The 12704-nt window shown below is 40.4% G+C and carries 17 protein-coding genes and 1 other annotated feature; of the genes, 3 read left to right on the top strand and 14 right to left on the bottom strand.

Annotation, left to right across the window (positions count from 1 at the left end; genetic code table 11):
- Positions 1-11 precede the first annotated feature (11 nt).
- Both ACHBGV_RS03430 and ACHBGV_RS03425 read right to left on the bottom strand, forming a co-directional pair.
- A complete protein-coding gene (locus ACHBGV_RS03430; RefSeq protein WP_394735640.1) occupies positions 12-1289 on the bottom strand; it encodes a pyrimidine-nucleoside phosphorylase in 1278 nt (425 codons plus the stop codon).
- Entirely contained in the window at positions 1286-1876 is a 591-nt protein-coding gene (locus ACHBGV_RS03425; protein ID WP_105122583.1) for a class I SAM-dependent methyltransferase, read from the bottom strand. Before ACHBGV_RS03425 ends, ACHBGV_RS03430 begins: the two co-directional genes overlap by 4 nt.
- A gap of 154 nt (positions 1877-2030) precedes the next feature.
- Between ACHBGV_RS03425 and coaA the strand changes: the two genes are divergently transcribed.
- Complete coding sequence (gene coaA, locus ACHBGV_RS03420) at positions 2031-2951, top strand: type I pantothenate kinase (RefSeq protein WP_394735639.1); 921 nt, start codon at positions 2031-2033, stop codon at positions 2949-2951.
- A gap of 58 nt (positions 2952-3009) precedes the next feature.
- Positions 3010-3258, top strand: a complete 249-nt coding sequence (rpsT, locus tag ACHBGV_RS03415; protein WP_170239180.1) for a 30S ribosomal protein S20 — start codon at positions 3010-3012, stop codon at positions 3256-3258.
- A gap of 61 nt (positions 3259-3319) precedes the next feature.
- On the opposite strand, the gene ACHBGV_RS03410 is transcribed toward rpsT, so the two are convergent.
- From ACHBGV_RS03410 to ACHBGV_RS03380, 7 genes are all read right to left on the bottom strand, one after another.
- Positions 3320-4678 carry a sensor histidine kinase gene (locus tag ACHBGV_RS03410; RefSeq protein ID WP_394735638.1) on the bottom strand — a complete coding sequence of 453 codons (1359 nt, stop codon included), beginning with the start codon at positions 4676-4678 and terminating at the stop codon, positions 3320-3322.
- A complete protein-coding gene (locus ACHBGV_RS03405; RefSeq protein ID WP_105122580.1) occupies positions 4668-5342 on the bottom strand; it encodes a response regulator transcription factor in 675 nt (224 codons plus the stop codon). The genes ACHBGV_RS03410 and ACHBGV_RS03405 overlap by 11 nt, the downstream gene beginning before the upstream one ends.
- Before the next feature lie 448 nt (positions 5343-5790).
- Positions 5791-6150, bottom strand: a complete 360-nt coding sequence (gene rplT, locus ACHBGV_RS03400; protein WP_105110910.1) for a 50S ribosomal protein L20 — start codon at positions 6148-6150, stop codon at positions 5791-5793.
- Between the two features lie 52 nt (positions 6151-6202).
- Positions 6203-6403, bottom strand: a complete 201-nt coding sequence (rpmI, locus tag ACHBGV_RS03395; RefSeq protein WP_024375714.1) for a 50S ribosomal protein L35 — start codon at positions 6401-6403, stop codon at positions 6203-6205.
- 27 nt (positions 6404-6430) lie between these two features.
- A complete protein-coding gene (gene infC, locus ACHBGV_RS03390; RefSeq protein WP_105110911.1) occupies positions 6431-6937 on the bottom strand; it encodes a translation initiation factor IF-3 in 507 nt (168 codons plus the stop codon).
- A 40-nt stretch (positions 6938-6977) separates the two neighbouring features.
- Positions 6978-7106: a sequence feature (ribosomal protein L20 leader region), on the bottom strand.
- Between the two features lie 26 nt (positions 7107-7132).
- Positions 7133-7810 (bottom strand): (d)CMP kinase, encoded by a 678-nt coding sequence (gene cmk, locus ACHBGV_RS03385; protein WP_125265821.1) that lies wholly within the window; start codon positions 7808-7810, stop codon positions 7133-7135.
- A gap of 8 nt (positions 7811-7818) precedes the next feature.
- Positions 7819-8349, bottom strand: a complete 531-nt coding sequence (locus ACHBGV_RS03380) for an SAG1386/EF1546 family surface-associated protein (protein WP_172021670.1) — start codon at positions 8347-8349, stop codon at positions 7819-7821.
- A gap of 48 nt (positions 8350-8397) precedes the next feature.
- Here ACHBGV_RS03380 and ACHBGV_RS03375 point away from each other — a divergent pair, with 48 nt between their 5' ends.
- Positions 8398-8592 (top strand): ferredoxin, encoded by a 195-nt coding sequence (locus ACHBGV_RS03375; RefSeq protein ID WP_105110914.1) that lies wholly within the window; start codon positions 8398-8400, stop codon positions 8590-8592.
- Here ACHBGV_RS03375 and ACHBGV_RS03370 read toward each other — a convergent pair.
- The 5 genes from ACHBGV_RS03370 to ACHBGV_RS03350 form a co-directional block, all read right to left on the bottom strand.
- A complete protein-coding gene (locus ACHBGV_RS03370) occupies positions 8560-9069 on the bottom strand; it encodes an EbsA family protein (RefSeq protein ID WP_172067252.1) in 510 nt (169 codons plus the stop codon). The genes ACHBGV_RS03375 and ACHBGV_RS03370 overlap by 33 nt on opposite strands.
- 146 nt (positions 9070-9215) lie before the next feature.
- Entirely contained in the window at positions 9216-9470 is a 255-nt protein-coding gene (locus tag ACHBGV_RS03365) for a hypothetical protein (protein ID WP_170239173.1), read from the bottom strand.
- Positions 9471-9498: 28 nt separating this feature from the next.
- Positions 9499-10440, bottom strand: coding sequence for an Rpn family recombination-promoting nuclease/putative transposase (locus ACHBGV_RS03360; protein WP_105161123.1), 942 nt, complete (start codon positions 10438-10440; stop codon positions 9499-9501).
- Positions 10441-10626: 186 nt separating this feature from the next.
- Positions 10627-11556 carry a glycosyltransferase family 2 protein gene (locus ACHBGV_RS03355; protein ID WP_172080043.1) on the bottom strand — a complete coding sequence of 310 codons (930 nt, stop codon included), beginning with the start codon at positions 11554-11556 and terminating at the stop codon, positions 10627-10629.
- On the bottom strand, positions 11522-12364 hold the full coding sequence (locus ACHBGV_RS03350) for a hypothetical protein (RefSeq protein ID WP_394735637.1): 843 nt from the start codon (positions 12362-12364) through the stop codon (positions 11522-11524). Before ACHBGV_RS03350 ends, ACHBGV_RS03355 begins: the two co-directional genes overlap by 35 nt.
- Between the last annotated feature and the right edge of the window lie 340 nt (positions 12365-12704).

The following is a 12704-nucleotide window of genomic DNA, read 5'->3' as shown; positions in this document are numbered from 1 at the left end:
TTCTCCGTACATTAAGAAATGATTTCAATGATTTCCTTCGTATTTACACTTACATCATCTATTTTAACATTTTTTTGGAAATTTGTAAGCATATTTTCCGAAATATTTTCATTTGCATAGATGGTTGCAATCGGCTGATCTTTTTCGACTGCATCCCCCACTTTTTTGTGGAAAACAATACCAGTCTCATAGTCCAGTTCATCTGTTTTTACCGCTCGACCTGCTCCTAGTTTCATGGCAAATAGACCAAATTCTAGAGCTGGCAAACCAACAATATAGCCATCTCGCTCTGCCAATACGTCCACCTTGTGGGAAACATTTGCCGGACGGTAGAGGTCTTCTAAATCGCCTCCTTGAGCCTGAACCATTTCCTCAAATTTCTTAAGGGCAGCTCCATTTTCAATATGCTGACGAACTTCCGCAACCGTCTTTTCAACATCAGCAAGTCCCAACATGATTTGAGCCAATTCACAGATAAACTCTGTCACGTCTTCCCTACCCTTGCCTTGTAAAATTTCCAAGGCCTCAAGGATTTCCAGGCGATTACCAATGCTGGTTCCCACCGGCTGAGACATATTTGTCAAAACTGCAACAGTCTTACGTCCGACAGCCTTACCAAGGTCCACCATGGTCTGAGCCAGCACACGCGCCTCTTCTACTGTCTTCATGAAGGCACCTTCGCCCACCGTGACATCAAGGAGAATGGCATCTGCACCAGCCGCAATCTTTTTAGACATAACCGAGCTTGCAATCAAGGGAATAATGTCCACCGTCGCTGTCACATCGCGCAGAGCATAGAGCAACTTATCAGCCTTGACCAAATTATCTGATTGGCCAATAACCGCAACTCCCGTCTCCTGAACCTGCTTGATAAAGTCTTCCTGAGTCACCTCAATCTGATACCCTTTAATGGACTCCAATTTGTCCAGAGTGCCACCTGTGTGACCCAAACCGCGTCCGCTCATCTTGGCAACTGGCACTTCAAAACTAGCTACCAAAGGAGCTAAAATCAAAGTTACCTTGTCACCCACACCACCAGTCGAGTGCTTGTCTACCTTGATACCAGGAATAGCAGATAAGTCAATCTGGTCACCTGATGCTACCATATTCATAGTTAAATCAGAAATCTCTCGCGTTGACATGCCTTTAAAGTAAATGGCCATCGCCAGGGCTGACATTTGGTAGTCAGGCACTGTTCCAGCAACGTAGCCCTCAATCAACCATTTAATTTCCTCAGAAGACAATTCCAAACCATCTCGTTTTTTCTGAATTAAATCAACTGCTCTCATTCTTTCACACTTTCTAAAATATAGTATCCCTTATCCTTTTTCTTTATTTGACAATTGCCAAACACTTCTTCCATCTTGGTCTTGGCACTTGGTGCGCCCTGCTTTTTCTGGATAACAATTGTCAGTCGTCCACCTGATTTCAAGTGCTCTTTTGCTCCTGTGATAACCTGGTGAACTACAGCTTTACCTGCTCGAATCGGTGGATTAGAAATAACAGCATCAAACTGTCCTTGAACTGCTTGATAGAGATCCGATTGAAAGATTGTTGCTTGGACTCCATTTTTTTCTGCGTTCCATTTTGCCAATTCAATCGCACGGTTATTGATATCCACCATTGTGACTTCCAGTTGGTAGACCTTTGCCAAACTAATCCCCAATGGTCCGTAGCCACATCCTACATCCAATAATCTCGCCTCATTTTCGATAGAAAGAGCGTTTAAAAGCACTTGACTTCCATAATCAACCATTTTCTTACTAAAGACACCTGCATCAGTTCGGAAACTGAAATTCTGTCCCAGTAGACGGACTTGGAGTTCATGAATATCATGTGCTAAATCTGGATTATTTTCGAAATACATTGTAGACATACTTACATTATACCATAGTATTAAAACGTTTTCAATTTGTTTTACTTAATTTACATTCTATGTTAGAATGAATGGTAAAATGATAGAGGTATACTGATCTGAATCAATTGAGTTTTTCTAACTCTTACCATCTCACAACAACAAGGATAACAAAATGAAACATGAATTTTTAAATTTTGAAGAAATCGATCGCTCCACCTGGCAGCAACTTCACCGTAAAACCATCATCCCCTTGACTCAGAGTGAACTCAATTCCATCAAAAGTTTCAATGATAAGATCCAACTTCATGAGGTATCAGACGTCTACCTCCCCTTGGTCAACCTCATTCACATCTATCGCAAGGCCAGAAAAGATTTAACCTTTACAAAGAGTCTCTTCCTCCAGAAATCCATCAAGTCTCAACCATTTATCATCGGTATTTCCGGAAGTGTTGCTGTTGGCAAATCCACTACCAGTCGCTTGCTCCAGATTTTGATTGCCCGCACTTTCAAGCATTCAACTGTAGAACTGGTTACCACCGACGGTTTTCTTTACCCCAATGCTACCCTAGAGGAAATGAATCTATTGGACAAAAAAGGCTTTCCTGAGTCTTATGATATGGAAAAACTGATTGGATTCTTAGACAATATCAAAAATGGCATCAATTGTGAAATTCCTGTCTATTCTCACGAAACCTACGATATTGTCCCTGATAAAAGTCAAAAAATTCAGGTCCCTGATTTTCTAATTGTCGAGGGAATCAATGTCTTCCAGAACCCTCAAAACCAGCGACTCTATGTCAGCGATTATTTTGATGTGTCTATCTATGTGGATGCCGAGGTGGAGAATATCGAAACCTGGTACTTAGAACGCTTCCAAAAATTGCTGAAGCTTGCAAAAAATGACCCTAGCAACTACTACCATCGTTACACCCGGCTCACCTATCCAGAAATCATCGCAGTCGCTCAAAATACTTGGAAAAATATCAACCTTGCCAACCTCGAAAAATACATCGAGCCGACGCGCAATCGGGCGGATATTATCTTGCACAAGGCTGAAAACCATGAAATTGATAAAATTTATCTAAAAAAATAAATAACACTTGTCAAAACCAGTCTTTTCAGATATAATGGTATGGTTAGTACAAGAAAGGGTGGAGGTGAAACCATTGGCAAACATTAAGTCAGCTATCAAACGCGCTGAATTGAACGTTAAACAAAACGCTAAAAACTCAGCACAAAAATCAGCTATGCGTACTGCAATCAAAGCATTTGAAGCTAACCCATCTGAAGAGCTTTACCGCGCTGCTAGCTCAGCAATCGATAAGGCAGAAACTAAAGGTTTGATTCACAAAAACAAAGCAAGCCGCGACAAAGCACGTCTTGCAGCAAAACTTGCGTAATAAAATCGAAGTCGTCAAGACTTCTTTTTTTATTTTAAAAATAGGACTGGCGCTGCCAATCCTATCTCGGTATCTTGATTTCAAAAATAGTTCCTGTTGGCTGGTTATCATGAATTGAAATTTCCCCCTTCAAGGAATCACTAATCTGTTTAGCCAAGGACAAGCCGAGTCCAAAACCACCTTTTTGTCGCGTTCTAGCCTTATCTACCCGATAAAAACGATCGAAGACCTTGGTCTTATCATCCTGACTAATTCCTATTCCATTGTCCGCAACTGTAAAGTACGCAAATTTATCCTTTACTCTTGCCTGAATGCTAATTTGTCCATCGTCTCCTGTATATTTCAAGGCATTATCAAAAATAATGGTCAGGAGTTGTTTTAGCAGGGCCTTATCTGTCCGAATAGGCTGCTTAATATGATTCGTAACAAGTAAATCCTTGCCACTCTCTTCAGCGATAATGTTAAAATTGTCAAAGATTTCCTCGAGATATTGTGGATCCAAATCATCCATCACAATCTGGAAACCATCATCTCGCCGAGCCAGATTCAGCAAATTACTGGTTAAAATCCGCATGTTCCGCACTTCAGCAAGACTGGAGGCAATGCTTTCACTGGATTCAATGATGGTCGCATTGGGATGACGGAAGAGCCCCTCTAGGCGATTCTGTAGGACAGTCAGTGGTGTCCTGAGCTCATGACTAGCATTCTCCACAAAATCCTTCTGCTTTTGATAGCTCAGCAAAATTGGCCGCATACTGAGTTGAGCTAAATAAAGACTGGCAAACAGCGAAATAAACCAGAAGGAGACCATGACAATCGCCACTGTTCGCTCATAGGTCTGAATAGACATTTTAATCTGACTGACATTGACACAGATAGTCGCGTATTTCAAGTCTAGCGACGAATATTTTTCCATTACCTCACTCGGCAACTCCAGGGTGGTATAACGGAAATCATCGTCACCAAATGACCCTTCGACGCTGACTTCCTTTACATTTTTCAAACTTTCCTTATCAAAAGCCAATTCAGACAAACCGCTGAAGACATCAGAATTGACTAGCTCACCCGCAGAATTATACAAGAGTACGTGGAAATTGGTTCCCAAACGAATGGGCTCACCGGGACCACCATCAGTATCATCTGGGAGAGTATTCGCACTTGCATTACCTTGATTGCTCTGGTCCTGAAGAATAATTTCCGAATCTGGATTCAGCATCCTAGCTGCCGCAAAATTCAAAACCAAGTCAGGATGTTGCTTGATTTTGTCAAACTGGATATCTGTACTACGATACATGGTAGACCGCATCAGTTGAAAAATAATGGCCGTCATGGATATGAAAATCAGCGTAAATACGGCAAAATAGCGGATAAAGTAGGAAAAATTGTCCGACTTGGTGAGCTTTCTCATCTTATTGATCATTTTTCAAAATATACCCTACACTTCTCAAGGTCTGTAAGCGGTCTGCGAAAACCGTTCCCTTTAATTTCTTTCGGACTTTTGAAACATAGACCTCTACTACTGAGATGGTCGTATCGCTGTCAAAGCCCCAAATACGGTCAAAAATTTGAGTTTTAGGAAGAATAACGTTCTGGTTTTGCAAGAAATACACCAGTAAATCAAATTCTTTTCCTAGTAACTCAATTTCACTGCCGTCCACATAGGTCATATTGGTAGACAAATCAACAGTCACATTGCCAAATTCTAGCTGATTATCATTGAATTTACCAGCTCGCTTCAAAAGCGCCTGAATACGCATCTTCAACTCCTCTAGATAAAATGGCTTGGTCAGGTAATCATCCGCCCCCAATTCAAAACCGTGGCCCTTATCATCCAAGCTTTCTTTAGCCGTCGTAATCAAGACTGGAGTAGAAATTCCTTTTTCGCGGATTTCTTTTAAGACCTGAAATCCATCCTTCTCTGGCAACATCAGATCCAAGAGAATCAGATCATAGACACCTGATTCCGCCTCATAGAGGCCCTCATCGCCATCAAAAACCTGCATAACATCAGCAAAATCATCTAGAAAGTCGAACACCGAATTAGATAGGCTTAGATCGTCTTCAACAAGCAATATTTTAATCATATCGTCTCCTTTTTTACTCATTATAACATCTTCACATTCATATTTCTATTTAGAAAAAGCCAAACTAGCAACAATTCCTACTATTAAATACAGCAGGTCACGAATAGATGTTAGAACCTGTAGTTACAAGTGCGATACATTTCGATAAGGGATAGTTTCTTGCTAATCAAGGCCGCTTGAGATGGAATACTGACTGTATTTCGTGAAAAACTAGAACCTATAGTCGCAAAGAGGAAGTTTTCAGATTTGCTCTGATTTTTGTAGCAATCTGAGAATTTAACCTGTGACTGTAGGTTCTACCAATGAGTGGCAGAAAAATATCCTTAGCTCAGGTTCTGAGCTGTGAAGGCAGGTTCTTATACTCCTAGCTTGACCTCTCTAGTATAAACGATGTAACTTAAAAGAAACTAAAACACAAAAAGACTTCCAAAAGGAAGCCTCCTGATAATTACTTACCAAGTTTTGCTTTTGCAGCGTCTGCAAGAGCTGTGAAACCTGCTGCATCGTTTACTGCGATATCTGCAAGCATTTTACGGTTCACTTCGATTTCAGCCAATTTCAAACCGTGCATCAATTGTGAGTATGACAAACCGTTCATACGAGCTGCCGCATTGATACGAGTGATCCACAATTTACGGAAATCACGTTTTTTCTGACGGCGGTCACGGTATGCATAGTAGTAAGAGTTCATTACTTGTTCTTTCGCAGTGCGGAACAAGAGGTGCTTAGCACCGTAGTAACCTTTAGCTAATTTTAAAATACGTTTACGGCGTTTACGAGAAACAACGCCACCTTTAACACGTGCCATTTAATTTTCCTCCAAATAATTCAAATAGTAATTATGCAATACTGATGCGAGATTAGCGCATTTGTGTAAGCATTGACTTGATACGCTTAAAGTCACCAGCATGTACCATACCTGCTTTACGAAGGTGACGACGTTGTTTTTTAGTTTTACCGTGGAAACGGTGTGAAGTATAAGCGCGGAAGCGTTTCAATCCACCAGAACCTGTACGTTTAAAACGTTTAGCTGATGCGCGGTGAGTTTTTTGTTTTGGCATTTTAATTCTCCTTTTAGCGTAAAAAGCTTATTTTTTATCTGAAGCTGGGGCCAACTGCATAAACATTTGACGACCGTCCATCTTAGCGCGTTGTTCGATAATGGCAATATCTTGGGTTGCTTCGGCGAACTCAGCTAATACTTTCGCGCCAACTTCTTTGTGGGTAATCATACGACCCTTGAAACGGATCGAAACCTTGACCTTATTTCCTTTTTCAAGGAATTTACGGGCATTACGAAGTTTCGTCTCGAAATCCCCTTTGTCAATAACTGGACTTAGACGCACTTCTTTGACAGTGACAACACTTTGTTTCTTGCGTTGTTCTTTCTGTTTCTTCTGATACTCAAATTTGAACTTACCGTAGTCCATAATTTTAGCAACTGGCGGTTTAGCTTGCGGTTGAATCAATACTAAATCCACATTTGCCTGATCAGCGATGGCCTGAGCCTCATTGAGCGGTTTGATTCCCAACTGTTCACCCTCAAGACCGATAAGACGAACTTCACGCACTCGAATTTCATCATTGATGAACAAATCTTGCTTTGCTATGGCTTTTCACCTCATTTTATTTTTTTCGAGAAAAACGAAACGGACTTGCTACACAAGTCCGCACTACACCATTATTCTTTCCGAAGAAATCTTAATCCGTAGGGCCAGACAACGTTAGTCGCAAGGCGAGAAGCTCTCACTTCTGCTTTTCTCAATACGACCATTCTATCATGTCCTACACTACTTGTCAAGGATTTCTTTCGCTTTTTCTGAAATAAATTGCACAACACCTTCAATAGAAACACCAGTTGTATCAAAGGTAATGGCATCTTCTGCTGCTTTGAGTGGTGAAACTGCTCGTGTACTATCTTTCAAGTCACGGGCCGCAATCTCCTCTTTCAAGGTTTCCAAATCCGTCTCAATGCCTCGCGCCTTATTTTCCTTAAAACGGCGAAGGGCCCGCTCTTCAACAGAAGCAATCAGAAAAATTTTCAACTCTGCCTGAGGCAAAACAACTGTGCCAATATCACGACCATCCATGACAATGCCACCTGCCTGGGCAATTTCTTGCTGGAGTTCGACCAATCTTTCACGAATAGGAGCCAATGCTGCCACCCAAGAAACATTGTTGGTCACGTCGTTATCACGAATGGCTAGACTGACATCCCGTTGACCGAGGAACACCAGTTGCTGGCCGTCTTCCGAACGGCCGAATGAAATCGGATGCTGAGCCAAGAGAGCTAAAATATCGTCAACCTTGTCAGCTGTCAGTTTATTTTCCAGGGCTAACAGTGTAACGGCACGATACATAGCTCCAGTGTCCAAATAGGTATAGCCAAAATTTTTCGCAATAATTTTTGCCACAGTCGACTTTCCGCTCGAAGCAGGTCCGTCGATGGCGATTTGAATTGATTTCATAATTCCTCTTATCTAATACGTACTACATCTCCTGGGTTGGCCCACCAAGTACCACCAGGTCCCACCATTTTTTCTGGATTCAAGCGTTCCAACTCAGCCATAGAAATCCCTGCTCGGTTGGCAATACTTGCAAGACCTTCGCCAGGTTGGACAGTTGTGGTTGTACCATCTCCACGATCTACCAAATCGGCAGCGGAGCTTGCCTCTGTTGATGATTCCTCAGTGGCTGCTTCTGTAGTCTCAGTCGTTTCAGTTGCGTTTGAATCTTGCTCAGATGAACTCGAAGCTGCAACCTGGGCATTTTCAGCATTATAAAAACCTTCTGTCGAGTCAGTATTACTGCCACCTGTAGACAGGTAAATAGCCAAAATGATAATGGCCAAAAGGAAGAAAACAAAGATTGAAGCTAAAATAGTAAACAAGCGACTACTCGCCATCATACCTACTTTTCGATTTCTACGACTTACTGACACTTGCTCATCCTCAACTTCTTCCAATTCTTCTTCAAAAAGTTCATCATTCCATGGTTCTTGTGACATTGATAGCTTCTCCTTGTATTTTTTTCCTATTATGTTTACAATTATTCTATGAATATTAGACTGATTCCTGAAAAATGTATCGCCTGTGGTCTATGTCAGACCTACTCGCCCTTGTTTGACTATGATGATGACGGTATCGTTATTTTTAGCCATACTGAGGCTTTAGAAACAAGCATTCCAGCTGATAATCAGGCTCTCCTGGCTGCAAAATCATGCCCCACCAAGGCTATTCTTGCGGAGTGATTTCGCTTCATCTGAATAGTAGACTTCAAAATAATCCTGCTTGACCAAATGGTCGACAAGCTCTATTTCGCCTTGAAATTTGGGATGAAGGGCTAAGGCATTGATGAAGTATTTCTTAGGCCACTTCCTCATGCAGAATGTTAGCTCCTCGGCTTCATCTCTCCTACAGATACTGATAGATAAATAATTGACCTTGACCTTGCTGATGGAAGCAATGTCAATTTTTTTATTCTTAAATAGATTTGCTGATGCGATATATAGATTTTCATCTTCAATGAGAAAGTACCGATGACTGCCTAAAATCGCTAAGACAATCGTCGCAAACAGCAAGAGAAAAATGATAAATACCTGACGACTTCTCTCCAAAATGAGGGATAGCCCTAGAAAGAGAGGAACCAAGGACAGGGACCAATAGATCATCGAGGTCGCAAAATCCGGTTGCCAATGGTATCTTAATTTTCCAAATAGTCGGATCATTTTATACCTCCTTTTTCTATTTTAGCACAAAAATGAGGATTTTCCTATGGAAAATCCTTAAATTGTGTAAAATTATTACAAAGAGATTGCGATTGTGTTACAGAACGGATGACGTTGTTAAGGGAAACACACCTGGCCAGCTCAGATTAACTGTGACTCGTCGCCAAGTTCAAAATATCGGCAACGGACAGACCTGTTCCTTGAGACATCTGGTCAACTGGGACTCCCATAGATAAAAGGTTTTGTTCAATCTCCATATTACGGATGATAACTCCCTGTTCGATTCCTTGCTCAATCCCCTCCTGCAAAGCCTTTTCACGCACGGCCTCCTCATGGCGGGTGATACCTGAATGAATTTCCCAAAAATGGTTGGATGCGTTGCGGCTCCACTGGTCTATCATGTCTACTTCCTCCTTGGTCATGGTAATCTCAAGACAGCTGTTGAGTAAGTTTTTGAACCAAACTCAAGTCCAAACCAACGAAGTCAGCTATCTGCATAGGACTACGACCTTGCTGTAACATACGACCGATCATACTCAATTGCCCTTGTTCGATTCCTTGTTCAATTCCTTGCTCAATACCAAGTTCAATCCCCTCTTTCAAGGCTTTCTCACGAACAGCCTCTTCATGGCGGGTAATACCGGAATGAATTTCCCAAAAATGGTTAGATGCATTGCGATTCCATTGGTCTATCATGTCTATTTCCTCCTTGGTCATTGCATTTCTGTCGAGCAACTGCTCGGCCTTATCAATAATAGGTGTCGGTCGTTGGCTAAAGCCTCGGTTGGAGAAAAACTCCAGCCAGAGTCGTTGTTTGTCGTCCAGCATGCTGTCACGGAACTTTTTCAGCTCGATAATCACCATTTCAAACGGTTTCTTGTACTGTCCAGTTTCACCGAAGGGCTGTTCCAGTACTTCGCCCGTCTGACTGTCCGTAATGATAAAAGAATGAATGGGACGATTGTCATCAAAATAACGGCTGGCAACAAGCGCTATCGAATAGACCGGCATGATTTTTTCATACATATCGTGGGTCTTGTAAACCTTCTTGCGAACATTGGGCAAATCCTTAACCAAATGCTGGCAAGAATAGGTCCAGAGCCGCTTGATGAAGTTCTTCTGGTAGGCCACCTGAATCTCGATAATGACCTGGGTCTGGTCCTCCATGAGAGCCAGAATATCCACTGTGGTGCTGAAAAATCCCTTCCGTTCGCGCTTGAGGTCTGCGATAGTACCATTCAAAATCTCAACAGACTGGGGGCGAAAGCCCAGAAAAGTTTCGATAAAATCAATGGTAATCTCATGGTCGCTAAAAATTTTCTTAGCAACAATATCAGCTAAGGGATTAATCTTGTGGCGGCGTTTTGACAAATCAGTATCCTCCGAATTTAGTTCTACTACTTACTTAATTCGAAAAATACTGGCAGTTTCTAAAATTATTTTATCATAAATGGAAGAAAATGTAAAAAATGAGAAAGTAAATAATAATAGTTCTTTCTCATTACATATACTTTGAAATTACCTAAGAGAGCTAGTTTTTGACAGGTACAACAAATACTATAAATTTTGTTCCTTGATAATATATATGGGACGTTTTTTAGTTTCTAAAAATATTTTTGCAATATATTTTCCTATTATCCCAATAGCTAACAGTTGAATTCCACCAATAAATAATATAATTGAAACGGTGCTTGCCCAACCTGTGATACTGCCACCAATAGTGACTTTGCGAACGACAACAAATAAAATACCCAAAATCGACATTAAGAACGATGATATTCCAGCCCAGACTGATAAATTTAAAGGTGCCTCCGAAAAATTAATGAATCCCTCCAAAGAATAATTTAATAAACTCCAAAAACTCCATGACGTTTCACCAGCGATTCTTTCCCTGTTCTCATAACTGATATAGTCTACTTCAAACCCTACCCAGGAAAATAATCCTTTTGAAAAACGGTTGACTTCTTGAAGTTCTAAGATACTATCAACTACCTGTCTTGTCATCAGACGAAAGTCTCTGGCTCCATCGATCATCTCTGTATCCGAAACTTTATTAATTAATTTATAGAATAATTTCGAGAAAAAGGAGCGAATCGGTGGTTCACCTGAGCGATCTGCACGACGAGTTCCCACAACGTCACAACCACCCTTTATTTTCTCATACATTTGGATGAGTAATTCTGGCGGATCTTGTAAGTCCACATCCATCACCGTAATGAAATCTCCCTTGGCGTGTTCTAAGCCAGCCAAAAGGCCTGCTTCTTTCCCAAAATTTCTCGAAAAAGAAAGATAATGAACATTGTCGAAATCCTTTGAAACCTCTCTGAGGATTCTTAGAGTCGCATCCTTAGAGCCATCATTAACAAATAAATATTCAAAAATTAGCTCATTAGACAATTCTTTTTCAACTTCTTGGGTAGCTGCTAGAAATGGACGGATTGTTTCTTCCTCATTATAGCAAGGGACGATGATTGTCAGTTTTTTCATGAATTCTATACCTCTTCTTATTGGTTAAACTATAAAAGAATATGGCAAGACTGGATAGAATCTGGATTGCATAGCCAATCCATTGTACAGTAGTTTTTTTATATTGAATAGAAACATGCCCACTAGATGAAACGTTTATTACAGCCCTACCATCATAAAGAACTTTATGTGTGGCTTCCGGCTTCCCCAGAGCCTCCGCTTCTGCAACCTCTGAATATGATTTCTTTACATAAGAAAGCTCCGGTTGGGTACCGTTCGCTCCCTGTGAATAATTTGCAATATAGCCTTTGTACCAGATTCTAGGAATAACTACGAATTGCTCCCCTATACCTTCTAATAATTCAATATCGAAATCCAGCCTATTGTATCCATGCTGAATATTTGTAATCTGAACTTTCTCTGAGTCAAATTCAAATAACTTAATTGTACCATTCCTAATATTGTCGTGTACAATGTCAATATTTAAATATTCATCGCCTGAGGTATCATATGTTTTTTCTGTTGAACTATAGAATGCATTATAGGCATCTCTATTAGTATTATCCATTATCTTTTTTGCATTATCTTTGTATCCCCGTTCAGAATATGGAATAGTATCAAATGTAAATTTCATTGGAAAACTATAAAGATAGATACCCACTTGCAAAACTGTCACCAATAAAACTATTTTTTGGGGTGCAGTTTTCATAATCGCCATTAAAACAAAGACTGGCAATAGATAAATCAATCTTTCCGTATATTGGAAAACTGATAAAAATGTCTGGCGTAGCATCCCCCATGGCAAAATGTTTGATGAGAAAATAAACATTATGATGACTGTACCAATTAACTGCCTTGAATAAGTATCAAAATATTTAAAACAAAATACACTTAATATTAAGAATATAAAAATAATTGGCCAATAATAGTTCGATAGTATGGAAATTATACTTCCTGGAGCCATTAGAGCATCTGAAGGAAATGGAAAATCACGAAGTTTCCAACTAACAAAAAATGTTTGGGAACTATTTTGTTCAAGATACTGTAAAATAAATCCCCGCGTTGTAAAATGAAGTGCAAGAAAAAAGACAAGTTCGTCTGATATACTAGAATTCCCCAACTCAGTATAGAAAGCAGATGAACATGTCCAACACTCATTCTACCAGAAA

Origin of the sequence: Streptococcus sp. A34, assembly GCF_043674115.1 — a bacterium.
Taxonomy (GTDB): Bacteria; Bacillota; Bacilli; order Lactobacillales; family Streptococcaceae; genus Streptococcus; species Streptococcus suis_V.
The sequence above is the reverse complement of the archived record's forward strand: the minus strand, read 5'-3'. Positions and strand labels throughout refer to the sequence as shown.

Excerpts from the sequence above, each read along its gene's own strand:
- ACHBGV_RS03370 (WP_172067252.1), bottom strand. The coding sequence starts at position 9,069 with ATGATCCGACTATTTGGAAAATTAAGATACCATTGGCAACCGGATTTT.
- ACHBGV_RS03365 (WP_170239173.1), bottom strand. The coding sequence starts at position 9,470 with ATGATAGACCAGTGGAGCCGCAACGCATCCAACCATTTTTGGGAAATT.
- ACHBGV_RS03410 (WP_394735638.1), bottom strand. The coding sequence starts at position 4,678 with ATGATCAATAAGATGAGAAAGCTCACCAAGTCGGACAATTTTTCCTAC.
- coaA (WP_394735639.1), top strand. The coding sequence starts at position 2,031 with ATGAAACATGAATTTTTAAATTTTGAAGAAATCGATCGCTCCACCTGG.
- ACHBGV_RS03380 (WP_172021670.1), bottom strand. The coding sequence starts at position 8,349 with ATGTCACAAGAACCATGGAATGATGAACTTTTTGAAGAAGAATTGGAA.
- ACHBGV_RS03355 (WP_172080043.1), bottom strand. The coding sequence starts at position 11,556 with ATGAAAAAACTGACAATCATCGTCCCTTGCTATAATGAGGAAGAAACA.
- ACHBGV_RS03405 (WP_105122580.1), bottom strand. The coding sequence starts at position 5,342 with ATGATTAAAATATTGCTTGTTGAAGACGATCTAAGCCTATCTAATTCG.
- ACHBGV_RS03425 (WP_105122583.1), bottom strand. The coding sequence starts at position 1,876 with ATGTCTACAATGTATTTCGAAAATAATCCAGATTTAGCACATGATATT.
- rpmI (WP_024375714.1), bottom strand. The coding sequence starts at position 6,403 with ATGCCAAAACAAAAAACTCACCGCGCATCAGCTAAACGTTTTAAACGT.
- cmk (WP_125265821.1), bottom strand. The coding sequence starts at position 7,810 with ATGAAATCAATTCAAATCGCCATCGACGGACCTGCTTCGAGCGGAAAG.
- ACHBGV_RS03430 (WP_394735640.1), bottom strand. The coding sequence starts at position 1,289 with ATGAGAGCAGTTGATTTAATTCAGAAAAAACGAGATGGTTTGGAATTG.
- ACHBGV_RS03375 (WP_105110914.1), top strand. The coding sequence starts at position 8,398 with ATGAATATTAGACTGATTCCTGAAAAATGTATCGCCTGTGGTCTATGT.
- rplT (WP_105110910.1), bottom strand. The coding sequence starts at position 6,150 with ATGGCACGTGTTAAAGGTGGCGTTGTTTCTCGTAAACGCCGTAAACGT.
- ACHBGV_RS03350 (WP_394735637.1), bottom strand. The coding sequence starts at position 12,364 with ATGTTTATTTTCTCATCAAACATTTTGCCATGGGGGATGCTACGCCAG.